This is a genomic window from Tardiphaga sp. GW821-FHT12E02 (genome assembly GCF_058807155.1).
On the sequence record NZ_JBXAQK010000001.1, the window covers coordinates 2,584,747 to 2,608,331 of the forward strand.

Below are 23,585 nucleotides of genomic sequence, written 5' to 3' on the forward strand. Positions count from 1 at the left end.
TCCTCAGGATGAGGGCCGAGTTTAGGCGGCTCTTGCCGACGCGCTCAAATGCGCCGCTACGATGCGCAAATCCTCAACGAAATTCGCATATTCACGCAGCCTTGCATCCTCATCCGGCAATCGCAGCAGATAGGACGGATGCACGGTCACGAGCACGCGCGTGCCGTCGGCCAGATCGATCACGCGGCCGCGCGTCTTGCCGACCGGCATGATCTTGCCGAACACGCTCTGCGCAGCCGTCGCGCCCATGGCAACGACGAGCTCCGGTTTCACCAAAGCCTTTTCGCGTTCATACCAGGGCCGACACGCCTTGATCTCAGGCGTCGCCGGTTTCTGATGCAGCCGGAATTTGCCACGCGGCACGAATTTGAAATGCTTCACCGCATTGGTGACATAGACCTTGTCGCGGATGATGCCGGCTTCCTTCAGTGCCTTGTCGAGCATCTGGCCGGCCGGACCGACAAATGGCTTTCCGGCCAGGTCTTCCTTGTCGCCGGGCTGTTCGCCGACCATCATGACCGAGGCTTGTTTCGGCCCTTCGCCAAACACGGTCTGGGTCGCATCCTTCCACAGCGCGCAGGCGCGGCAATCGGCGGCCTCATCGCGTAGCGCGCTGAGGCTGTTGTCGTTCGAGTGCTCGGCCGATGCGGTGTGTGATCTCGTCATGGCGTCCTCGCGGCGCTGCGGCTTTTTCGGCTCCTGCGCCTCGGCTGCAATCATTTCGCCCGTAACTCGTTCCGCCTTCTCGATCAGCGGCTTGATCAGCGCCGCTTCGGGCAGGTTGCGCCAGTATTTCTTCGGCATCTCTTTCTGCATCGCCTTGGTCTTCAAGCGCGCCGGATTGAAGATGTTGGCGTAATAGGTCAGCCAGACCTCCTCGAGCCGATCGCTCGATGGCGCCATGGATTTATCGACGCCCGGCGAGAACGACACTGTGTGTCCGTCCCAATGTGCACACAGATCCGGCGTCAGGATCGACCACGCCATATCGGCAAAGCGCCGCGCGAAAAACGGCGCGCCCAGTTCGACGATATGATGCTCCGGCTCGAACCAGGCGACGAAATGCGATTTCGGCTCGCGGCCGATTTCGCGAAACCGCACGAAGGCATGCATCTTGTGCTCGTCGCGGCGGATCGCCTTGGCCATGCTTTCCAGTTTTGTGGTGTCGGGATCGGTGGCGAGCTGCAGCAGGTCATGATTGCCGCGCAGCCGCCACAACATGCGATAGAGCAGGGCAAAGCGCTGCGGGTCGCGATGCAGGATGACCTGCTTGGCCAGATCGACGAATTGCGCGGGCACATTGAATGTGCCGCGAATGTCTTCGAGCGGTGCGCTCTGCGTGGCCGGAAACAGCTCCGGCTCATCGCCGCCGGCGACGAGCCACGTCACATCCGCAGGCGCAACACCATTCATCGCCAGCAGACGCGCGGCCTTGCGCCAACCGTCGAAATCAGTCTCGCCATCGAGCGTGATGGTGTGCATTTATGATCCCTTGCAACAATCTCCGTCCTCATCCTGAGGAGCCGCAAAGCGGCGTCTCGAAGGATGCTGGCCTGGCACTTGTGGCCCATCCTTCGAGACGCCGCGCGTTGCGCGGCTCCTCAGGATGAGGGAGGAGCGTGTTGCGCGTCTAGAAAGCGAAGCCCAATTGCTTGGCTTTCGGCTTAAAGCGTTCGGCCAGTTGCGCGCTGTCGAGCAGATGCACCGCCGGTCGGTGATCGGGAAGAACGATGAACGGCAATGCCTTGTTCCGCGGAATATGCAGGGCTGCGAGATCGCCCACGCGGATCGATGAAATCCGCCGCGTCTCGATGATCCGCTGCACGGCCCGCGCACCAAAACCGGGCACGCGCAGCAGGTCCTCGCGGCTGGCGCGGTTGATGTCGAGCGGGAAACGGTCGCGATGGCGCAGCGCCCAGGCGAGTTTCGGATCCATGTCCAGCGACAGCATGCCGTCATTGCCAGCCACGATCTCGTCGGCATCAAAACCGTAGAAGCGCATCAGCCAGTCGGCCTGATAAAGCCGATGCTCGCGCATCAGCGGCGGCGCGCGCAGCGGCAATGAGCGGCTCGCATCGGGGATCGGGCTGAAGGCCGAGTAATAGACGCGCTTGAGATTGTAGGAGCCATAAAGATTGGCCGAGGTCTTGATGATGGTGGCATCATTGGCGCTGTCGGCGCCGACGATCATCTGCGTGCTCTGGCCCGCTGGCGCAAAACGCGGCGCAGTTCGGCCGCGCGGCGTCGGTTTGGCGCCCTCGCGTGCTTCATCCAGCTTCAGCCGTAAACGTCCCATCGTGCGGCGGATCGCACGCACGTCCTTTTCCGGCGCCAGATGCTTCAGGCTGCCTTCATCAGGCACTTCGATATTGATCGAGAGCCGATCCGCATATTTGCCGGCCTCGGTAATCAGTGCCTCATCCGCTTCCGGAATGGTCTTCAAATGGATGTAGCCGCGAAAGTGATGCTCTTCGCGCAGTTTGCGCGCGACGGCGACCACTTGCTCCATGGTGTAATCCGCGCTGCGGATGATGCCCGATGAGAGAAACAAGCCCTCGATGTAATTGCGCCGATAAAAGTCCAGCGTCAGCTGCACCACTTCATCGACCGTGAAGCGCGCCCGCGTCACATTGCTGGAGGCGCGGTTGACGCAATAAAGGCAATCGTAATTGCAGGCATTGGTGAGCAGGATTTTGAGCAGCGAGATGCAGCGGCCATCCGGCGCATAGGAGTGACAGATGCCCATGCCTGCATCGGTCGAACCCATGCCCTTGCCGTCGCGGGAATCCCGCTTCTCGGTGCCGCTCGATGCGCATGAGGCGTCATATTTGGCGGCATCCGCGAGGATCTCCAGCTTGCGCTTCACGTCCATTCCAAATCCTTCCAAGTCCGCCGCAAAAATTTGGGTCGCGGTCCCCATCACAACCACTTGGTTGTGATCCCCATCGCGCCCGCAAAAATTGAAACGCGGCCGCAATGATCCGATTGACTCAGCCGAGCCTCTCGGCGTTATATAGAACGTATCATGAACAAATGGGCCAGTCACGGGTTCATTGAAAACCCGTCACTGGCAAAGATTTTGAGGAGCGGCGCATGACCGGCGCACGCATAGACACGCTTGCGCGCCTGCGCGGCAGCATCGAACGGATCGAAGGGCATGAAGATACCACGCGCCTCGATCGCGTGGCGCTCGGCCATGCCGAAGCGGATGCAGTGCTGCAAGGCGGCCTGATCAGCGGAACCCTGCATGAGGTGTTTGCGCTGGAGACACGGCAGGTCGGCGCCGCCACAGGCTTTGTCGCCGGCATTGCCCAGCGCCTGAGCAAGAGCAAGCCGCTGCTCTGGATCCGGCAGGATTTTGTCGCCCGCGAAGCAGGTGGCCTGTCGATGAGCGGGCTCAATGAACTCGGCCTCGATCCGCGCCGCATCGTGCTGGTGCAGGCGGCCGATCACGAGATGGCGCTGCGCGTCGGTGCCGATGCGCTGGCCTGTGATGCGCTCGGCGCCGTGGTGCTCGACCTGTGGGGCGAGGTGCGCGCCTTCGATCTCGTCGCCAGCCGCAAATACACGCTGGCCGCGCAAAATTCCGGCGTCAGCTGCGTGATGCTGCGCACCTCCGCTCTGCCGATGGTGAGTACGGCGGAGACGCGCTGGGTGGTGCAGGCCGCGCGTTCGCCGCCGACAGCCGCTTGGGAAGCCTGGGGCGCACCGATCCTCGACACGCAGCTTGTTCGCAATCGCCATGGCCAGACCGGCCGATGGATCATGGAATGGAAATGTGATGAGTGCCTTTTCCGTGAGACGGCGCATTCTCAGCCTGTGGCTGCCGCGCCTGCCGACCGACCGCATCAAGCGCCAGCGCGCCCGCAGCGGCGCGTTGCACGACGCGCATAGACCGCTGATATCAGCCGCCAAGGAAAGCAATGCCTGGCAGATCACGGCAGTGAACGATGCTGCGGCAAAACTCGGTCTTGAGATCGGCCTGCCGCTCGCCAATGCGCGCGCGGTGTGTCCTGATATCGATGTCTGCGATGCCGATCCCGTCGCCGATAGCGAGTTGCTGAACGCCATCGCCGACTGGTGCGATCGCTTCACGCCACTGGTCGCGCTCGATGCGCCGCACGGCCTGTTCCTCGACATCACCGGCTGCGCGCATCTGTTTGGCGGCGAGGCCGGCTTGATGGACCAACTCTGCGCCACGCTGACCAAGCAGGGCTTTATCGTCAGCGCCGCGATCGCCGGCACGTCGGTCTGTGCGCGCACGCTCAGTCGTCACCGGCATGGCCGCATCGTTGCGGCCGGTGATGAGGCGAGGGCCGTGAAACCATTGCCCCTGCATCCGCTCGGCGCCGATGAGGCGATCATTCGCGGGCTGCGTCGCGCCGGCCTCAAGACCATCGGCGATGTCGCCGCACGCGGCCGTGCCGAAATCACCGCGCGTTTTGGCGCAGCTTTTACGGCGTTGCTGGAAGCGGCACTTGGGCAAAGCGACAGCCCGATCAGCCCACGAAAACCGCTGCCGGATTACATCGTCGAGAAACGCTTCCCCGAGCCGATCGCGACCGACACCGTCATCACCGCAACGCTGACGTCACTGGCCGGCATGCTGATCGCCGCGATGGACAAGCAGGGCAAAGGCGCGCGCCACCTCCAAGCAGCCTTCTTCCGCACCGATGGTGTGGTGCGCGTGATCACGGCGCAGACCGGGCAGGCGGTGAATCGGGTCGAGGTCGTCGATCGCCTCTTTCGCGAGCGCCTCGACGCCATCGCCGATCCCCTCGATCCCGGCTTCGGCTTCGACATGATCCGGCTCTCGGCCAGCCACACCGAAATTGTAGTGCAGCAGCAGAGTGATCTCGATAGCCGCGCCCAGGACAATGACGAGGTGATCGGTCTCGTCGATCGTCTCTCGGCACGGATCGGCCCGCGCCGTGTATTCGTGCATCTGCCGGTCGATACGCATATCCCGGAGCGCGCGGCCGATCCGATGCCGGCGCAATGGGGCCTGATCGAAGCGTCTCTCGCGCCATGGCCGCTGCGCATCACCGGCGAACCGCCGCTGCGACCATTGCGTTTGTTCGAGCGGCCTGAGCCGATCGAAGTGGCGCTGGCCGAATTTCCTGACAAGCCGCCCAAATATTTCACATGGCGACGTGTCAATCACATCGTGCGCCGCGCCGAAGGTCCGGAGCGCATCGCCATGGAATGGTGGCGCACGCAGGAGCCACAGCCGACCCGCGATTACTTCCGGATCGAGGACGATATCGGGCAGCGGCTGTGGATTTTTCGCGATGGGCTTTACGGCGAAATCCTGGACGAGGAGGAAAAAAAGCGCGTCGATCCGAAATGGTTCGTCCACGGGATGTTCGCATGACGATTCCGGCCTATGCCGAGCTCGGCATCACCACCAATTTCTCGTTCCTGCATGGCGGCTCGCATCCGGAAAGCTATGTGCATCAAGCGAGCAGGATCGGCCTGCCGATCATCGGTATCGCCGATCACAATACGCTGGCAGGCGTGGTGCGTGCCTATAGTGAATTGGGGAACAAGGACGTTCCGCATCCCCCGCGTCTGCTGATCGGTGCGCGTCTCGTCTTTATGGATGGCACGCCTGACATCATCGTCTATCCCCGGGATCGCGAGGCTTATGGGCGGCTATGCCAGCTCCTCAGCCGTGGAAAGCTGAGGGCGGATAAAGGCGACTGTCATCTCACGCTGGCCGATCTGACCGATTTTGCCGAAGGGCAATTGTGCATCCTTTCTTTGCCGCATCGGTTCGACAAGGTCACGGCACTCAAAACGCTGGATCGCCTAACGCGCACATGTCCCGACAATGTCTGGCTCGCTGCGAGCTTCCTGCATCACGGCGACGACAAGCGGCGTCTTGCACGGCTCGAACGTATCGCAGGCACAGCCCGCGTACCGCTGATCGCGAGTAATGAGGTGCTGTATCACGCGTACAGCCAGCGACCCTTGCAGGATGTGCTCACCTGCATTCGCGAAAAGACGACGATCGACAAGGTTGGTCGTCGGTTGCAGGCAAATGCCGAACGCCATCTCAAATCGGCCGCCGAAATGGCGCGGCTGTTTAGCGATTATCCCGACGCCATTGCGGAGACGATCAGGTTTTCGGAGCGCATCACCTTCACGCTCGCTCAGCTCGAATATCAGTATCCCGACGAACCCGTTCCGCCGGGAAAGACGGCGCAGGGGCATCTCGAAGACCTGACTTGGGAAGGGTATCGCCGGCATTTTCCCAACACCGTTGATGAGGTTCTGGAAGCTACCTTGCGCAAGGAGCTCGCTCTGATCAGGGAGCTTAAATACGCCCACTATTTCCTGACCGTTCACGACATCGTCCAATATGCGCGCAGCCAGAACATTCTCTGCCAGGGGCGTGGCTCGGCAGCGAACTCCGCCGTTTGCTACATGCTCGATATCACCTCGGTAAATCCTGCTGAAGTCGACCTCCTGTTCGAGCGTTTTATTTCCAAGGAGCGTCTCGAGCCGCCGGATATCGATGTCGATTTCGAGCACGTTCGCCGCGAGGAGGTGATGCAATATGTCTATCGCCGCTATGGTCGCCATCGCGCGGCGATCATCGCCACCGTCATCCATTATCGTCCGCGCTCGGCGATCCGCGATGTTGGCAAGGCGCTCGGGTTGACGGAGGACGTCACCTCATCGCTGGCCGACACCGTATGGGGCAGCTGGGGCAAGGGCCTCAACGAGATGCAGGTGAAGCAGGCCGGGCTCGATCCGTCCAATCCGGCGATCGTGCAGGCGGTTGCGCTGGCAACACAGTTGATCGAATTTCCGCGCCATCTCTCTCAGCATGTCGGTGGCTATGTCCTCACGCAGGATAATCTCGACACCTATGTGCCGATCGGCAATGCGGCGATGGATGATCGCACCTTCATCGAATGGGACAAGGACGACGTCGATACGATGAAGATGATGAAGGTCGATGTGCTCGCGCTGGGCATGCTGACCTGCATCCGTCGCTGCTTTGAACTGATCTTTCGGCACAAGGGGCTACGTTATGAGCTGAAGGACATTAAAGCAGAAGCCAAGGACGCGCCGCCGGTTTTCGCGATGCTCCAGCGCGGCGAATCTCTTGGCGTCTTTCAAGTCGAAAGCCGCGCGCAGATGAACATGTTGCCACGGTTAAAGCCAAAGACGTTTTATGACCTTGTCATTGAGGTCGCGATCGTGCGTCCTGGGCCGATCCAAGGCGATATGGTGCATCCCTATCTAAAGCGCCGAGAGATGAATCCCGCGGATATCGAATATCCTGCACCAAAGGGCGCCGACAAGAATAAGAACGAGCTCCGAGATGTCCTGCATAAAACGCTTGGCGTTCCACTGTTTCAGGAACAGGCGATGCGCATCGCGATCAAGGCGGCAGAATTCACGCCTGAAGAAGCCAATGGCCTTCGTCGGGCAATGGCGACATTCCGTAATGTTGGCACCATAGGAAGTTTCGAAGAAAAGATGGTCGGAAACATGGTCCGCCGAGGCTATGACAGGACGTTCGCCGAGAATTGTTTCGAGCAAATCAAGGGCTTCGGCAGTTATGGTTTCCCGGAAAGCCATGCGGCTGCTTTCGCGCAACTCGTTTATGTGTCGTCATGGCTTAAGTGGTTTCATCCTGACGTCTTCTGTTGTGGTCTTCTGAATTCGCAGCCAATGGGGTTCTACGCACCGTCGCAGATCGTACAGGATGCCCAGAAAAACGATGTCGAGGTCCATCCGATCGACATCTCGTATAGCCACGCGCAAAACACGCTTGAGGGCATCGGCGGCAAATTTCACGCCGTCCGTCTCGGTTTCCGCCAGATCGATGGTTTCAAGTGGGCCGATGCAGATGAGGAGCGGCTAAGGCAAAGCAAGAACAATCCGCCGCCTCCTTCAGAAGACTGGGGCGCCCGCATTGTCGCTGCGCGTGAGAAACGCGCCTTCACCACCCTCGAAGATTTTGCCCGCGACACTGCATTGCCGAAGCGCGCGCTGATCATGCTGGCCGATGCCGACGCATTTCGCTCCATCGGGCTCGATCGCCGCGCGGCCCTGTGGGCTGTGCGACGCATGCCGGATGACGTGGCGCTGCCGCTGTTCGAAGTGGCAACCGCACGCGAACTGTCCGATGAGAACGCAGCGCCGCTGCCGCAGATGCCGCGTGCCGAAGAAGTCGTGGCGGATTACCAAACCATCCGGTTGTCGCTTAAAGGCCATCCGATGGAGTTTTTGCGTACGATGTTTGCGGCGGAAAAGGTGATGACCTGCGCGACAGTTGCTGCGTCGCCGAACAACACGCCGGCGCGTTGTGCCGGCGTCGTGCTCGTGCGGCAGCGGCCCGGCAGTGCCAAGGGGGTGATCTTCATGACGCTGGAGGATGAGACCGGCATCGCCAACATCGTGGTGTGGCCAAAGGTGATGGAGACATTCCGCAAGGAGGTGATGGGCGCACGGCTGATCTGGGTCGAGGGGCGCATCCAGAGCAGCAAGGAAAACGTCGTGCACCTCGTCGCCGAACGGCTGGTGGATCGATCGGACGAGCTGAAATTCCTCGCCAATGATGCGCTCGGATCGCCGCGTCGCATGCTGCCAGGTCCCGAACCGCTCAATGACGATCGCCGCGAACATCCCGACAATCCCGCCCAGCGCATCCGCCATCCGCGCGACGTCCGGATTCTGCCGCGCTCGCGGGACTTTCACTGACCTCGTTCAACAACCGTTCAGCCGTTGACCTGCACGATGCGAATACGGTCTGCTGGGAGGCACCAGCCACCGTCCTTCAGGCTCAACATAATGCAGACGCCGCGCGCAATTCTTGCCGAGCTGTGGACCGATCTGGGCGGTGATCGCACCGCGCTGGAGCGCGTCACGCTGACCGGCGCGGAGCCCGCGCTGCCATCCTCGTTCCGTACCGGTGCTGCCGCGCAGGTGTCGATCGCAGCCGCTGGTCTCGCTGCTGCCGAGATCTGGCGCGCGCGCAGCGGGCAGGCGCAGGATGTCAGCGTCGATATGCGTCACGCCGTCGTCGAATGCCGCAGCGAGCGTTATCTGCGCTGCGATGGCCATCCGCCGCCGCCCGCCTGGGATGCGATTGCCGGCGTCTACAAGACCGGTGATGGACGCTTTGTCCGGCTGCACACCAATTTCCCGCACCACCGCGATGCCGTCTGCAAGGTCCTGTCCTGCACAGCAGAACGCGAAGCCGTGCAAGCTGCGCTGATGCAGTGGAAGGGCGAGGCTTTCGAGACCGCAGCCTATGCTGCCGGCGGTGTCGTCGCGCTGATGCGCAGCCACGATGAATGGATGGCGCTGCCGCAGGCAAAAGCCATCGCCGGGCTGCCGCTGATCGAGATCACCAAAATCGGCGACGCCGCGCCAAGACCATGGCCCGCCGGCGAGTGCCCGCTCAAAGGCCTGCGCGTGCTCGATCTGTCGCGTGTCATCGCCGGCCCGGTTGCGGGACGCACGCTGGCCGCCCACGGCGCTGATGTGATGCTGGTTTCCAGTCCCAATCTGCCGGCGATCCCTTGGCTCACCATCGACACCGGTCGCGGCAAGCGGTCATGTTTTGCTGATCTCGACACCGGGCAGGGCAGGGAGACGCTGCGTGATCTGCTCACCAGCGCCGATATCTTCTCGCAGGGTTATCGCCCGCAATCGCTGGCCGCACGCGGCTTCGCGCCGGCCGATGCGGCGCGCATCAGCCCCGGCATCGTTTACGTCTCGCTCTCCGCCTATGGTCGCAGCGGTGATTGGGCGCAGCGCCGTGGCTTCGATTCGCTGGTTCAATGCGCGACGGGCTTCAATGATGCCGAAGGGAAAGCTGCGGGTGTCGAAGGTCCGAAGGAGTTACCCGCGCAGATGCTCGATCATGCCACCGGCTATTTGATGGCCTTCGGCGCCATGATGGCCAGGCTGCGCCAGGCCAGTGAGGGCGGCAGCTGGCACGTTCAGGTGTCGCTGGCGCGCACCGGCAAATGGCTGTGGGATATGGGGCGCCTTGAAAATGGCTTGAAGGCGCCGGATATCCCGGGCGACGCCGTGGCCTCATGTGTTGAGGATATGCCGTCGGGCTTTGGGGCCCTGTCGGCTGTTCGTCATGCAGCCGTGTTAGGCGGCACTCTGGCAACCTGGGCCCGCCCGGCGGTCCCGTTAGGGACAAACCCGCCGGTATGGGGGTCCGCGCCATGACACTTGTTTGCATGATAACGAAAGTTTAAACAAAAATGCGGGTCAGACCTGCGTTTTTTGATTGTCTCAACGTCCATATGCGCACTAATAGCGGCGCGTATGGGACAAAACGCCGCGGCATAAGCGGACTCGTATTCTAAGGGCTCGGCAGGTGACGAACGTGAACCAGGGATCTTCGAAATTCAGCCGCAAACAGCTGGCCATCAGCGTCTGCGCGGCCGTCGTTCTTGTCGGCGCCGGCTATGCCTATACGCAGATGACCGCGACGCCGCAGAAGCATTCGGACGTCTCCAGCCAGTCCCGCAAGAATCCGCAGCGCTACACGCCGAGCGCGTCCGAATGGGCGAGCCTGACCATCGAGCCGGTCAGCGTGAAGTCGTTCCGGTCGGAGTCGGTCACCGAAGGCAAGATCGCCGTCGATGAAGACAAGTCCACGCCGATCTTCTCGCCCTATGCCGGCCGCGTCACCAAACTGCTCGCCAAGCCCGGCGATCAGGTGGTCAAGGGCCAGCCGCTGTTCGTGGTGGAAGCAGCCGACACCGTTGGCGCGCAGAACGATTTCGTCGCCGCTGTCACCGCTGCGAATAAAGCCAAGTCACAGTTTGACCTCGCCACCATCCAGGACAAACGCGCCAAGGATCTGTTCGAAGGCAAGGCCGTGCCGCTGAAGGATTATCAGCAGGCCCAGGCCACGCTGCTCCAAGCCCAGAACGATCTGCGCACCGCCGATACCGCGCTGGAGGCTTCGCGCAACCGCCTGCGCATTCTCGGCCTCACGGAAGATGCGATCACCGCCTTCCAGGAGAAGGGCCGCATCAATCCGGAAACCACCGTGTTCTCGCCGCTTGCCGGCACCGTGGTCCAGCGCAAGGTCGGTCCGGGCCAGTTCATCAGCGCCGGCGCCAGCGATCCGGTGTTTGTGATCGGCGATCTCTCCACCGTCTGGCTCAATGCCTTTGTGCGCGAGACCGAGGCGGCATCAGTGCAGATCGGCCAGGAAATGACCTTCTCGGCGCTGGCATTGCCGGGCCGCATCATGACCGGCCGCATCGACTATGTCGCTACCGCGCTCGATCCGGCCACGCGTCGCCTGCTGGTGCGCGCCACGCTGAACAACAGCAACGGCCTGCTGAAGCCGGAAATGTTCACCACGGTCACGATCTATGCGCCGGGCGAACAGCCGACCGTCGGCGTGCCGAAGACCGCTTTGATTTATGAAGGCGATCAGGTCCGCGTCTGGGTCGCCAATGACGACAAGACCATCGAACTGCGCACCATCAAGACCGGCATGACCAATGCGGGCCTGGTGGAAGTGTTCGGCAACCTCCGGCCGGGCGAAAAGATCATCACCCGCGGTAGCCTGTTCATCGATCGCGTGGCGTCTGCTAGCTAAGTTCCAGCTTCGGCTTCTCTGAAAGGTCCGATCTGGATGGATCGTCTCGTCTCTATTGCCGTCGACCGTCGCTTCCTGATGGTTGGCATGTTCCTCGCCGTGTTTATCGGCGGCATCTTCGCCTTTCAGCAGCTGAACATCGAAGCCTATCCCGATCCGACGCCACCGATGGTGAACATCGTGACGCAATCGCCCGGCCTGTCGGCCGAGGAGATCGAGCGTTACATCACCATTCCGATCGAGACGCAGGTTGCCGGCATCAAGAACATGAAGATGATCCGTACAATTTCCTTGTACGGCCTGTCGGACGTCAAACTGCAATTCTCCTTCGACTACACCTATGATGAAGCGCTGCAGCAGGTGTTGAACAGGCTGGCGCAGCTCGGTCCGCTGCCCAACAATGCGCAGCCCGGTATTTCGCCGCTGTCGCCGGTCGGTGAAATCTTCCGTTATCGTCTGGTCGGTCCGCCGAATTACAGCGTGCTCGATCTCAAGACCTTGCAGGACTGGGTGCTGCAGCGTCGCTTCCGCGCCGTGCCGGGCGTCATCGATGTGGTCGGCTGGGGCGGCAAGACCAAGACCTATGAAATCCAGGTCGATTTCAACAAGCTCGTCGCCTATGGCCTGACGCTGCCGCAGATGCTGACGGCCGTCGGCAACGCCAACATCAATGTCGGCGGCAATACCGTCAATATCGGCCCGCAATCGGCAGTCGTGCGCGGCGTCGGTCTGATCCGCTCCATCGACGACATCTCCAACACGATGATCTCGCAGACCAATGGCAATCCGGTGCTGATCCGCGACGTCGCCTCGGTCACGGTGGGCGAGAAGCCGCGGCTCGGCATTGCCGGTCTCAACAATGACGACGACATCGTCCAGGGCATCGTGATGATGCGGCGTGGCGAGAAGAGTTCGCCGACCATCGCCAATGTCGAGAAGGCCGTGCGCGCCATTAACAATGGCAATGTATTGCCGCCCGGCGTGCGGATCGAGCGCATCTATGACCGCAAGGATCTGATCGATCTCACGACGCATACGGTGCTGCACAATATGGTGGTCGGCATCCTGCTGATCGTCTTCCTGCAATGGCTGTTCCTCGGCAATCTGCGCAGCGCATTGATCGTCGGCGCCACGATTCCGTTTGCGCTGTTCTTCGCCGTCATCATCCTTGTCGCGCGGGGAGAGTCCGCAAATCTGCTCTCGGTCGGCGCCATCGATTTCGGTCTGATCGTCGATGGCACCGTGATCATGGTGGAGGCGATCTTCCGGAGATTGACGCAGACGACGCCGCTATCGGACGCCGAGAAGAGTCACATCTCGCCCGAAACCATCATGGGGATGAAGAAACACGGCATCCTCAGCGCCTCCGCGGACGTCTCGCGATCGATCTTCTTCGCCGCGGCGATCATCATCGCGGCCTTCCTGCCGCTGTTCACGCTGTCGGGCGTGGAGGGCAACATCTTCGGCCCAATGGCGCGCACCTATGCTTACGCGCTGGCCGGCGGCCTGATCGCCACCTTCACCATCACGCCGGCGCTGTCGGCGCTGATCCTGCCCGCGCATGTGCAGGAGACCGAAACCTGGATCGTCCGCAAGCTGCACCACATCTATGTGCCGGTTCTGAACTGGGCGGTGAAGAGCCGCGCCGTGGTCATGGGGCTCGCCGTTGCGCTGCTGGTGGCCACCGCCATCATGATCCGGCTGCTCGGCCTCGAATTCCTGCCGAAGCTGGAAGAAGGCAATATGTGGATCCGCGCCACGCTGCCGCCGACCATCTCGCTGCAGGAAGGCAATACGTACGTCAACGAGATGCGCCGCTTCATCCGCCAGCAGCCCGAAGTGGAATCGGTGGTGTCGCAGCATGGCCGTCCCGATGACGGCACCGACGCTGCCGGTCTCTTCAATGCCGAATTCTTCACGCCGCTGAAGCCCGTCGCCCAGTGGCCGACGACGCAGGACAAGGACGTGCTGACGGCGCGCCTGCTCAAGGATTTGCAGACCAAATTTCCGGGCGTCGAATTCAACTTCTCGCAATATCTGCAGGACAACGTCTCCGAAGCCGTGTCCGGCGTGAAGGGCGAAAACTCGATCAAGCTCTATGGCAGCGATCTCGAAACGCTGACCAAGACGGCGAATGAGATCAAGGACGTGCTCTCCACCGTGCAGGGCGTCACCGATCTCGCGGTGTTCACCTCGCTCGGCCAGCCGACCATCCAGATCGACATCGACCGCGCCAAGGCCGCGCGTTATGGCCTGGCACCGGGCGATATCAATGCCACCATCAAGGTCGCGATCGGCGGCGACAGCGCCGGCGACCTCTATGAGGGCGGCAGCGATCGTCACTTCCCGATCGTGGTTCGTCTCGCACCAGAATTCCGCCGCAGCGCCGAGGCGATCCAGAATCTGCGCATCGGCGCACCCGGCCCGAATGGCACCATCACGCAGATCCCGCTCAGCGAGGTCGCCTCCATCAACCTGATTTCCGGCGCGGCTTACATCTATCGCGAGAACCAGGAGCGCTATCTGCCGATCAAGTTCTCGGTGCGTGAACGCGATCTCGGCAGCGCGATCCAGGAAGCGCAGGACAAGGTGAATGCGCTGGTCAAGCTGCCGCCCGGCTCGCGCACCGAATGGGTCGGTGAATTCGGCAATCTGCAGGATGCCATCGCGCGCCTGTCCATCGTGGTGCCCATCAGCCTGCTGCTCATCGGCGTACTGCTCTGGTTCAATTTCGGCTCCATGGCCGACACATTGCTGGCCATGAGCGTGATTCCCATGGCGGTGTTCGGCGGCGTGCTCGGCCTGTATATTTTCGGCATCCCGTTCAGCGTCTCGGCCGCCATCGGCTTCATCGCGCTGTTCGGCATCGCCGTGATGGACGGCATCCTGATCATTTCGCAATACAACCAGCTCATCGATGAGGGCATGGAGCGCATCAAGGCGGTCATCAAGACCGGCGAGCTGCAGCTGCGGCCGGTGCTGATGACATGTATCGTGGCGGGCATCGGCCTGTTGCCAGCTGCGCTGTCGGAGGGTGTCGGCTCGCAGGTGCAGAAGCCGCTGGCCGTGGTCGTGGTCACCGGCATGATGCTGGCGCCCCTGGTCATCCTCATCACATTACCAGTGCTGATGACCTTCTTCGCCAAGCGCTCGCGGCAGGGCTAAGATCTGACATAGGTGGCAAAGCGCAGCGTGCCCACCTACGGGTGCGCATGAGCGTGGACCCAAATCGCATCTCGATTGTTATCCTGATCGTGCGTTAGCGCGCCCTGGAACTATTCGCGCCAAGGGTCGTGCCGTTGTTTGTCAAAGTCTCCGGACGTGGCATTCTCCTGCTTATTGCCGTTCCCGAGACACTTGATGCTAACCACCTCCGATACCGTCGATCTCACCAATTGCGACCGCGAGCCGATCCATATCCCCGGCAGCATTCAGCCCCATGGCTGCCTGCTGGCTTGCGATGGCTCAGTCGGCATGGTGCGGCGCCATTCGGCCAATGCCGGCGCGATGCTTGGGATCACCGGCGAAATCAATGACCGCCGCCTCGACGATCTGATCGGCGAGAAGCCGGCCCATGACATCCGCAATGCCATCGCGAAATGGGGGAGCCAACAGCGCGCCGGGCTCCTGATCGACTTCAAGGTCGCCCACACAGACATCTCGTTCAACGTTGCGGTGCATCGCCATCACGGCGTCAACATCGTTGAATTCGAGCCGGTCGATCCCGTTGAGGCGACTCCGCCGCTGGAATTGTCGCGCCTGCTGATCGGCCGCATCGGGCAGTGCAACGATCTCGACATCCTGTTCGACAATGCATCGCGCCTTCTGCGCGGCGCGCTCGGTTATGACCGGGTCATGGTCTACCAATTTGCCCAGGACGGCTCCGGCCGTGTGATCAGCGAAGCCAAGCGTAGCGATCTCGAGAGCTTTCACGGCCAGCATTTCCCCGCCAGCGACATCCCGCAACAAGCGCGCATTCTCTATGTGCAGAACACCGTGCGCATCGTGTCGGACTCGTCCGGCGCGCGCGTGCCGATCGTGCCAGAGCGCGACAGTTCGGGCGAGCCGCTCGATCTATCCTTCGCACATCTGCGCAGCGTGTCGCCGATCCATTGCGAATATCTGCGCAATATGGGCGTCGGTGCGTCCATGTCGATCTCGATCATTCTCGACGGCGCGCTGTGGGGCCTGATCGCCTGTCACCATTATTCGACACGCGTCCTGTCGATGGAGAAGCGCGTCGCGGCCGAAATGTTCGGCGAATTCTTCTCCATGCAGCTGGCGTCGCTGATCCAGAAGCGCAAGCTCGCCGCCAGCGAACGCGCGCGCCGCTATCTCGATCAGCTGCTGCACAATGTCTCGCATCACGGCAATGTCGAGGATCTGCTGAAGAACAGCATTCGCGATTTCCGCGAACTGATGCCATGCGACGGTGTCGGCCTCTTCTTCAACGACAGCTGGACTGGATTCGGAAAGGTGCCGCCGTCAGACGCCGTGCCGGCGCTGATGGCCCTCGTGAATTCGGCCGCTGAAGGACGCGTCTGGGCCACCAGCGCCTTGTCGGATCGTTTGCCGGAAGCGGAAGACTACAGCGAGCTGGTCGCGGGCGTGCTGGCCGTTCCGCTATCGCAATTGCCGCGTGACTACCTGCTGTTCTTCCGCAGCGAAGTCGCGCAGACGGTGAACTGGGCCGGCGATCCCAACAAGACCTATGAGACCGGCCCGCTCGGCGATCGCCTGACGCCGCGCAAGAGTTTTGAAATCTGGAAGCAGACGGTCGAACACCAGTCCGAGCCGTGGCTGCAGAATGAGCGCGACACCGGTGAGGCCACGCGCGCTGCGCTGGTGGAAGTCGTGCTGCGTCACAACGAACTGCTGGCCGACGAACGGCATAAAGCCGACCTGCGCCAGAAGATGCTCAATGAGGAGCTCAACCATCGCGTCAAGAATATCCTGGCGCTGATCAAGTCGCTGGTTTCGCATCCGGTGGACGACGGTCGCAGCATCGAGGATTACGTCGCCTCGCTGAAGGGGCGCATCCAGGCGCTGTCGCTCGCCCATGATCAGGTGATCCGTGGCGCTGGCGGCGGGGCGCTGAAGAGTCTCATCGATGCAGAGCTGTCGCCTTACCGCGAAGCGGTGAAGGAGATCGAGGTCGCTGGTCCCGACGTGATGCTCGATGCGCGCGCCTTTTCGGTGCTGGCGCTGGTGCTGCACGAGCTCGCGACCAATGCCGCGAAATACGGCGCGCTGTCGGCCAGTCCTGGTCGGCTGTCGCTGACATGGCAGCGTCTCGATGGCGGCGACTGCGAGATCCGCTGGCTGGAGCGCGACGGCCCCATCGTCACGCCGCCGAAAACGCCCGGCTTCGGCTCGACGCTGATCGGCCGCAGCATTCCCTATGATCTCGGCGGCGAGAGTGATGTCGATTACGATCCTGCCGGAGCGCGCGTCCGCCTGCTGATCCCGGCGCGCTTCGTCACCTGGCCTGCGGCTGCGGTGACGCGCACGCGACAGACCAAGCGCAGTGACGACAGGCCGATGGCCTCCATGCGTGGGCTCGATGTGCTGATGGTCGAGGATCAGTTGCTGATCGCCATGGATGTCGAAACCATGCTTGCGGGCGAGGGCGCTGCGCGCGTGGAAACGGCAGCATCCACCAAGGAAGCGCTGGCGCTGCTTGCGAGCTTCAAGCCGGATGTTGCAATCCTTGACGTCAATCTCGGTACGGGCACGTCGATGCCGGTGGCGCATATGCTGAGCGAACTCGGCGTACCCTTCGTGTTCGCGACCGGTTATGGCGAGACGAGTCTCATCCCGGCGGCGCTGGATGCCGTGCCGGTGATCCGCAAGCCGTATGATCTGATGTCGCTGGTGACGGCGCTGGGCGCCGCGATCGCGCGCAAGAAGTAGCAATCGTAGGATGGGTTGAGCGCAGCGAAAACCCATGCTGCCCTTCGATTGCGGCAAGCTCCGCTGATGGGTTGTCGCGCCGGCCTTCGGCCGCCGTTCAACCCATCCTACATCCGTGCTTACTTCCCGTCCGGCGTGCGCAGCCCGTGCCAGGCGTCGCGCACCTGGTGATAATGCACTTCCGGCAGATAGTCCGGCGTTTTCAGGCCGAGCGTCTTGACGTCGAGGCGGCCGATGGCGCTAAGGAGCGCATAAGAGGCGATCACGCGATCGCGTTGCGCGCCGATCAGGCGCGCTTTCGCCTGGATCAGGTCCTGCTGGGCGTTCAGCACTTCCACGGTGGTGCGCTGGCCACCTGCGGCTTCGCGCTGCACGCCCTGCAGGGCCACGCCGGCGCCGCGGACTTCGGCCTCGGCAGCGGTCACAGCGGTCTTGGCGCCTTCATTGGAGACCCATGCGCCGATGGCCGCGGTGCGCGCCTGGTTGCGCACCATTTCAAGCACCAGCCGGCTCACAGTCGAGAGCTGTTTGGCCTGACGCGTCTGCGCAGCACCGAGACCGCCATCATAGATCGGCGCATTGAGCTGGCCGATGATGGAGGCCTGATCGGTGCCATAGGTGCCGAGCGTCGAATCCGACTGGCTCGATTTGCTGGCGCTGCCCTGCACGGTGAGGGTCGGCAGCAGGCTGCTTTCGGCGACCTTGATGGTGGTGGTGGCCACATCGACGTCGTAGCCGGCCGCAAGCACGGCCGGGTGGCCCTTAAACGCCTGCGTGACCGCATCTTCGCGGCCGCGGGGCAGCAGGCGATCCACCGGCTCGGCAGGGGTCAGCCGGCTCGGCAGCACGCCGACGACCTGGGCATAGGTGGCCTGGCTGATCGACAGCGCGACTTCCGCGGCATTGAGATCGGCCTGGCCGCGGGCGAGACGTGCTTCCGCCTGTGCGGTATCGGTCGGCGTCACGTCGCCGGCATTGAGGCGCTTCTTGGCGATGTCCAGCGTCTCGCGCAGCGCGGTGACGTTGGAGCGCTGCGCTTCCACCAGCGACTGGTTGGCGAGCACATTCATGTAGACGGTGACGGCATCGAGCAGCACGCCCTGGCCGACATTGCGCAGTGCCTCGCGGCCGGACTGCACCTGGAATTCGGCGACGCGCACGCTGTTGGCTGTCTTGTTGCCGTTATAAAGCGTCTGCGTCACGGTGACGCCGATGGTCCATGGCTTCAGCGTCGCGCCCTGAATCGTATTGTCGACTTGCAGGTTCCGCACGGCCTGGAGGCCGGCGCTCAGCGTGGCCATGACCTGCGGCCGATAACCGGCCATCGCCTGCGGCACGTTCTCATCGGTGGCGCGCTGGCGGGCGCGCTCGCTGTTGAGTTGCGGGTTGGTCTGGTAGGCCTTGACGAGTGCATCGGAGACGGTTTCAGCGCGTGCGTCCGCGATGGCGAAAACGCTGCAGCTCAACAATCCCAGGGCCGTTCCGGTCCGAAGCACGTTTCGTGCGACGCGGCCCATTCTTACGCGATGACTGGTCATTTTGTCCCAAAGCGATCTTCGGATATCCGCCCCCGCTGACATCCACTCGTATGTTTAGAGGGCGTTGCCTACAGTGGCAAACCTTCCGGCGAAGAACCTCCGGGCTTTCACGCGTTCCCCACAGGGCATTTCAAGGCCCTGATCTTCTTGCTTGATCAAGACCCTAGCTGCATCGGGGAGACGATGGAATGCGACCACGTGACCGCGCAATTCGCGCGCGGCTGTTGCATCATGGGCACATTCGCAGTTACTCGCAGAGTGGTACCCAATTCCGGTCCGCGCTGTTCAATCGGGATCATCATGCCGAAGATTTTTTCCGACCCTGATGCCATCGCCGAGGACATCATCCGCGATGTCGGCACCAAGCTTGTGGTCGGATTGCCGCTCGGTCTCGGCAAGGCCAATCACGTCATCAATGCGCTGTATCGGCGCGCGGTTGCGGATCGCAATATCAATCTCACATTCTTCTCCGCGCTGACGCTGGAAAAGCCGCGGCCATCGAATGAGCTGGAAAAGCGTTTTATCGGTCCGGTCATCGATCGCCTGTTCGGTGGCTATCCCGATCTCGATTATGCGAGCGCCATTCGCAAACGCGAGCTGCCGCCGAATATCCGGGTCAACGAATTCTTCTTCCTCGCCGGCAAATGGTTGCGTGTCCCCGATGCGCAGCAGCACTACATCTCGGCGAATTACACCCATGCCGCATCCTATCTTCTGGCGCGCGGGCTCAATGTGATCACACAGCTGGTCGCCAAGCGTGTTGTTGATGGCACTGCGCGCTACAGTCTGAGCTGCAATACCGACACCACGCTCGACCTGATGCGCGCCCGTGCTGAAGGCCGCGCGTCGTTCAAGCTGATCGGGCAAGTGAATTCCGAACTGCCTTATATGCCGGGGCAGGGCGATCTAGCCGGCGATGAATTTCATGCGGTGCTGGAGAGTCCGGACACGGAGTTTCCGCTCTTCGCACCGCCATCAGAGCCGGTGAGCGACACCAAATACGCCATCGGCCTGCATGCCGCGGGTCTGATCCGTGATGGCGGCACGCTGCAGATCGGCATCGGCCAGATCGGTGATGCGCTGGCGCAGGGATTGATCGCGCGCCATCGCGACAATGTAGCGTTCAAGCAAGTGATGCAGCGGCTGTCACCGGCCGTGCAGGTGCAGAGCGCGCCATTCACGCAAGGCCTCTATGGCGTCAGCGAGATGCTGTTCGAGGCGTTTCTCGGGTTGATCCAAGCGGGCATCCTCAAGCGCGAGGTCGATGGGACCATCCTGCACGCGGCATTCTTCCTCGGACCGAAAGCCTTCTATACGGCCTTGCGCGACATGCCGCCGGAGCGGCTGGCAAAAATCCAGATGATGCCGGTGTCGTTCACCAACGAGCTCTATGGCGAGGAAGCCGACAAACGCCGCGCCCGCGTGTACGCGCATTTCGTCAACAACACCATGATGGCGACGTTGATGGGAGCTGCGATCTCCGATGGCCTCGAAGACGGGCAGGTGATCAGCGGCGTCGGCGGCCAGTATAATTTCGTCGCGCAGGCCTTTGCGCTCGAAGGCGCACGCTCGATCCTCACGCTGGAAGCCACGCGTCCGGGCAAGAAAGTCGCATCGAATATCCGCTGGTCCTATGGCCACCAGACAATTCCGCGTCATCTGCGTGATGTGTTTGTGACGGAGTATGGCGTCGCTGACCTGCGCGGCAAATCTGATGCGGACACGATTGGCGCGATGCTGGCGATCGCCGACTCGCGCTTCCAGCCAGAGCTGATGCAGCAGGCCAAGGATGCCGGCAAACTGCCGAAGCAGTTTGAAATCGGAGCTGCGTATCGCGACAATACACCGGAACGGATCGCCGCAGCACTGAAGCCGGCGCGCGATGCCGGCCTGTTGCCGATGTTTCCGTTCGGCAGTGATTTCACGGATGTCGAGCAGCGCTTGATCCCGGCACTGCAGATATTGAGCGCGGCCGTGAAGGCGCCGTCGAAACTCGCCGGATTGTTTTGGGAGGGGCTGACAGCGGTGCCGGATGTGCAAGACGAAGCATGTCTTGCACGCCTGAAACTCGATAGGCCGACCACGATGAAGGAGCGGGCCTATCGATTGCTGGTTTTGGCAGCGTTGAAGCACCGTCGATAAATATCAAACCAACAGCGACGCTCGATCGACCTCTCCCCGCCAGGGAGAGGTGAACGAAGTGCCGTCGCTCTTACCGATTCTTATTCACCGGCTTCCGCTTCTCGATGAACGCCGCCATGCCTTCGCTGCGGTCTTCAAGCGCAAACGTCGCGTGGAACAGGTCGCGCTCGACTTTGAGGCCTTCGGCGAGTGACGTTTCCAGCGAACGATTGACGGCGTTCTTGGCCATCGCGGCCACAGGGCGCGACATCGCGGCGATCTTCTCGGCCATGGCCAGCGCTTCTTCCAACAGCTTGTCGGCAGGCACCACGCGGCTGACGAGGCCGGAGCGTTCGGCTTCCGCGGCATCCATCATGCGGCCGGTGAGGCAAAGATCCATCGCCTTCGACTTGCCGATGGCGCGTGTCAGGCGCTGGGTGCCGCCGATGCCGGGAATGGTGCCGAGGGTGATTTCCGGCTGGCCGAATTTTGCGGTGTCCGAGCAGATCATGATGTCGCACATCATCGCCAGTTCGCAGCCGCCGCCGAGCGCGTAGCCGGACACGGCCGCGATCGTCGGCTTGGTGCAAGTAGCGACGCGATCGCCGCCGATCTTGGTAAAGTCTTCGGAGAACATGTCGATGAAGCCCTTCGGCTGCATCTCCTTGATGTCGGCGCCGGCGGCAAAGGCCTTCTCGCTGCCGGTGACGATGATGCAGCCGACCGAGTCGTCGGATTCGAGATCGTCGATAGCGACTTTGATCTCGCTGAAGACGCCGAAGGACAGTGCATTGAGCATCTTCGGACGGTTCAGGGTCACGATGCCGACGGCGCCTTTGCGCTCGACGAGAATGTGTTCGAAGCTGCTCATGTTTCATCCCGCGGTTTATTGCTACAGCCGCCGGACCCGGCGACCGCGCGCAATTTGCCCGCTCAGGGGATGAGGTTCAAGCGATAAACATCCGCGCTGCAGACGCCAGCGTGAGCAGTCCGCCGAGCGCGATGAAGACCTTGCCGATCAGCGAGGTCTGCTCCCACGGCTTGCTGTTCTCGACCGTCGCGGAAGGGATAGCTGCAGGCGGCGTATCGATGGTGGCCTTCGCAAGCGTCAGCGGCGGCTGTTCCTCGGCGGCGCGGTCGAGATCGTTGAGCTGATCGGGGGCAACCACCTGTTCGGCATGCGCGCTGTCAGCTGCGGTTGCCTGCGGTTCAGGCTGTGCGCCCATCTGGCTCAGCACAGTCCCAGCCTGGGCGGACATGTTGTAGGTGTCGGTCGGTTTGGCCTCATTGGCCCACTGCGCATTCGCATTGGCGACGGCAGGCGACATCGTGTCGTCCTGCGTCGGCTTCAGTTCTTCCGCCTTGGCGGTCTCTTCCTGGGCCGGCTTCTTGGCCTTGGCCTGGCGCTCCGCCTTGCGGGATTTGCTTGCCGTCTTTTTCGGATGCAGGCGGGTCGGCTGGGCTGGGGCGGCGGTGACACCGGTGGCGCTGCCGACGGCAGCAGCGGGCTGTTCGGGCGCCTGGGCTGCTTCCTGCGCTGCGGCATGGGTGGCAGAGAACAGGGCTGCAGATACGCACAATCCCGCCGCAAGAATCCAGGCGGCGTGCCCGGTGGTGTTGAATTTCATTCTAGTCTCCCCAAGGATACCCGCCCCAACGGGTCCATAAGGAAACTGCGCGCGTGACCACATGGGGGCAAAAAAGGGGAATCTTCGGGTCCCTTCGCGCCGCAATGGTGCTATGAGCCGGAACACAGGGCAGGCTCCGGCAGCGCGCAGCGCAGCGGGTCACGCTTCTGTGATCTCTCAGGCGCGGGCGTAACATTCTGATCCCGCCGCCGAAATGCCTTCAGGAGCGCGCGTGCGCGGACGTGACGACGAGGAATGGACCGATCTGATGCGGTCGGCCAATGCCGGAGACGGCGCGGCCTATCACCGCCTGTTGAAGTCGATCACGCCCGTGCTGCGCGCGGGTGCGCGGCAGGGGTTGTCGCGCGCCGGACAGCCGCCTGACCAGGCCGAGGATATCGTGCAGGACATTCTACTCGCGGTGCATCTGAAGCGGCATACATGGGACGCCAACGCGCCCTTTGCGCCGTGGCTGTTCGCGATCGCGCGAAACAAGCTGATCGATGCCCTGCGCAAGCGCGGCCGCCGCATCTTCGTTGATATCGAGGATTTCTCCGAGACGCTGCCGAGCGAGCCGCAGGCCGAAGCTTTGCCGAGTGTGGATATCGCCAGCCATCTCGGCGATCTCTCGCCGCGCCAGCGCGATGTGCTGCAATCCATCGCGGTGGAGAATGCGTCGATCCGGCAGACAGCAGAGAAACTATCGATGACCGAAGGCAATGTGCGCGTCGCTCTGCATCGCGGGCTTGCGAGCCTTGCTGCAAAATTGCGGGAGGATTGATG

General features: G+C 62.1%; 14 protein-coding genes. 9 read left to right on the plus strand and 5 right to left on the minus strand.

Annotation, left to right across the window (positions count from 1 at the left end):
* Positions 1-21 precede the first annotated feature (21 nt).
* The gene (locus AC1RQ5_RS12160; RefSeq protein ID WP_493199212.1) at positions 22-1,482 is read right to left on the minus strand and encodes a UdgX family uracil-DNA binding protein; all 1,461 of its coding nucleotides are present in this window, start codon (positions 1,480-1,482) and stop codon (positions 22-24) included.
* A 148-nt stretch (positions 1,483-1,630) separates the two neighbouring features.
* Positions 1,631-2,872 carry a putative DNA modification/repair radical SAM protein gene (locus AC1RQ5_RS12165; protein ID WP_493199213.1) on the minus strand — a complete coding sequence of 414 codons (1,242 nt, stop codon included), beginning with the start codon at positions 2,870-2,872 and terminating at the stop codon, positions 1,631-1,633.
* Positions 2,873-3,093: 221 nt separating this feature from the next.
* On the opposite strand from AC1RQ5_RS12165, the gene AC1RQ5_RS12170 reads away from it, so the two are divergent.
* The 7 genes from AC1RQ5_RS12170 to AC1RQ5_RS12200 all read left to right on the plus strand — a co-directional run bounded on the left by AC1RQ5_RS12170 (position 3,094) and on the right by AC1RQ5_RS12200 (position 17,515).
* The gene (locus AC1RQ5_RS12170; RefSeq protein ID WP_493199215.1) at positions 3,094-3,894 is read left to right on the plus strand and encodes an ImuA family protein; all 801 of its coding nucleotides are present in this window, start codon (positions 3,094-3,096) and stop codon (positions 3,892-3,894) included.
* Positions 3,782-5,374 (plus strand): Y-family DNA polymerase, encoded by a 1,593-nt coding sequence (locus tag AC1RQ5_RS12175; RefSeq protein WP_493199217.1) that lies wholly within the window; start codon positions 3,782-3,784, stop codon positions 5,372-5,374. Before AC1RQ5_RS12170 ends, AC1RQ5_RS12175 begins: the two co-directional genes overlap by 113 nt.
* Complete coding sequence (locus tag AC1RQ5_RS12180) at positions 5,371-8,721, plus strand: error-prone DNA polymerase (protein ID WP_493199219.1); 3,351 nt, start codon at positions 5,371-5,373, stop codon at positions 8,719-8,721. The genes AC1RQ5_RS12175 and AC1RQ5_RS12180 overlap by 4 nt, the downstream gene beginning before the upstream one ends.
* A gap of 90 nt (positions 8,722-8,811) precedes the next feature.
* A complete protein-coding gene (locus AC1RQ5_RS12185; RefSeq protein ID WP_493199221.1) occupies positions 8,812-10,209 on the plus strand; it encodes a CoA transferase in 1,398 nt (465 codons plus the stop codon).
* A 256-nt stretch (positions 10,210-10,465) separates the two neighbouring features.
* Positions 10,466-11,602 (plus strand): efflux RND transporter periplasmic adaptor subunit, encoded by a 1,137-nt coding sequence (locus AC1RQ5_RS12190; protein WP_398477455.1) that lies wholly within the window; start codon positions 10,466-10,468, stop codon positions 11,600-11,602.
* A 36-nt stretch (positions 11,603-11,638) separates the two neighbouring features.
* On the plus strand, positions 11,639-14,767 hold the full coding sequence (locus AC1RQ5_RS12195; protein ID WP_493199223.1) for an efflux RND transporter permease subunit: 3,129 nt from the start codon (positions 11,639-11,641) through the stop codon (positions 14,765-14,767).
* Positions 14,768-14,962: 195 nt separating this feature from the next.
* Positions 14,963-17,515: an HWE histidine kinase domain-containing protein gene (locus AC1RQ5_RS12200; protein WP_493199225.1), complete on the plus strand. Its 2,553-nt coding sequence runs from the start codon at positions 14,963-14,965 to the stop codon at positions 17,513-17,515.
* Between the two features lie 119 nt (positions 17,516-17,634).
* On the opposite strand, the gene AC1RQ5_RS12205 is transcribed toward AC1RQ5_RS12200, so the two are convergent.
* Positions 17,635-19,053: a TolC family outer membrane protein gene (locus AC1RQ5_RS12205; RefSeq protein ID WP_398477387.1), complete on the minus strand. Its 1,419-nt coding sequence runs from the start codon at positions 19,051-19,053 to the stop codon at positions 17,635-17,637.
* Between the two features lie 300 nt (positions 19,054-19,353).
* On the opposite strand from AC1RQ5_RS12205, the gene AC1RQ5_RS12210 reads away from it, so the two are divergent.
* The gene (locus tag AC1RQ5_RS12210) at positions 19,354-21,195 is read left to right on the plus strand and encodes an acetyl-CoA hydrolase/transferase C-terminal domain-containing protein (protein ID WP_493199227.1); all 1,842 of its coding nucleotides are present in this window, start codon (positions 19,354-19,356) and stop codon (positions 21,193-21,195) included.
* Between the two features lie 70 nt (positions 21,196-21,265).
* Here the strand turns inward: AC1RQ5_RS12210 and AC1RQ5_RS12215 are convergent, their stop codons facing one another.
* A complete protein-coding gene (locus AC1RQ5_RS12215; RefSeq protein WP_398477391.1) occupies positions 21,266-22,045 on the minus strand; it encodes an enoyl-CoA hydratase in 780 nt (259 codons plus the stop codon).
* Between the two features lie 76 nt (positions 22,046-22,121).
* Entirely contained in the window at positions 22,122-22,802 is a 681-nt protein-coding gene (locus AC1RQ5_RS12220; RefSeq protein WP_493199229.1) for a hypothetical protein, read from the minus strand.
* A gap of 232 nt (positions 22,803-23,034) precedes the next feature.
* On the opposite strand from AC1RQ5_RS12220, the gene AC1RQ5_RS12225 reads away from it, so the two are divergent.
* Positions 23,035-23,583 (plus strand): sigma-70 family RNA polymerase sigma factor, encoded by a 549-nt coding sequence (locus AC1RQ5_RS12225; RefSeq protein WP_398477395.1) that lies wholly within the window; start codon positions 23,035-23,037, stop codon positions 23,581-23,583.
* The last annotated feature ends 2 nt before the right edge of the window (positions 23,584-23,585 follow it).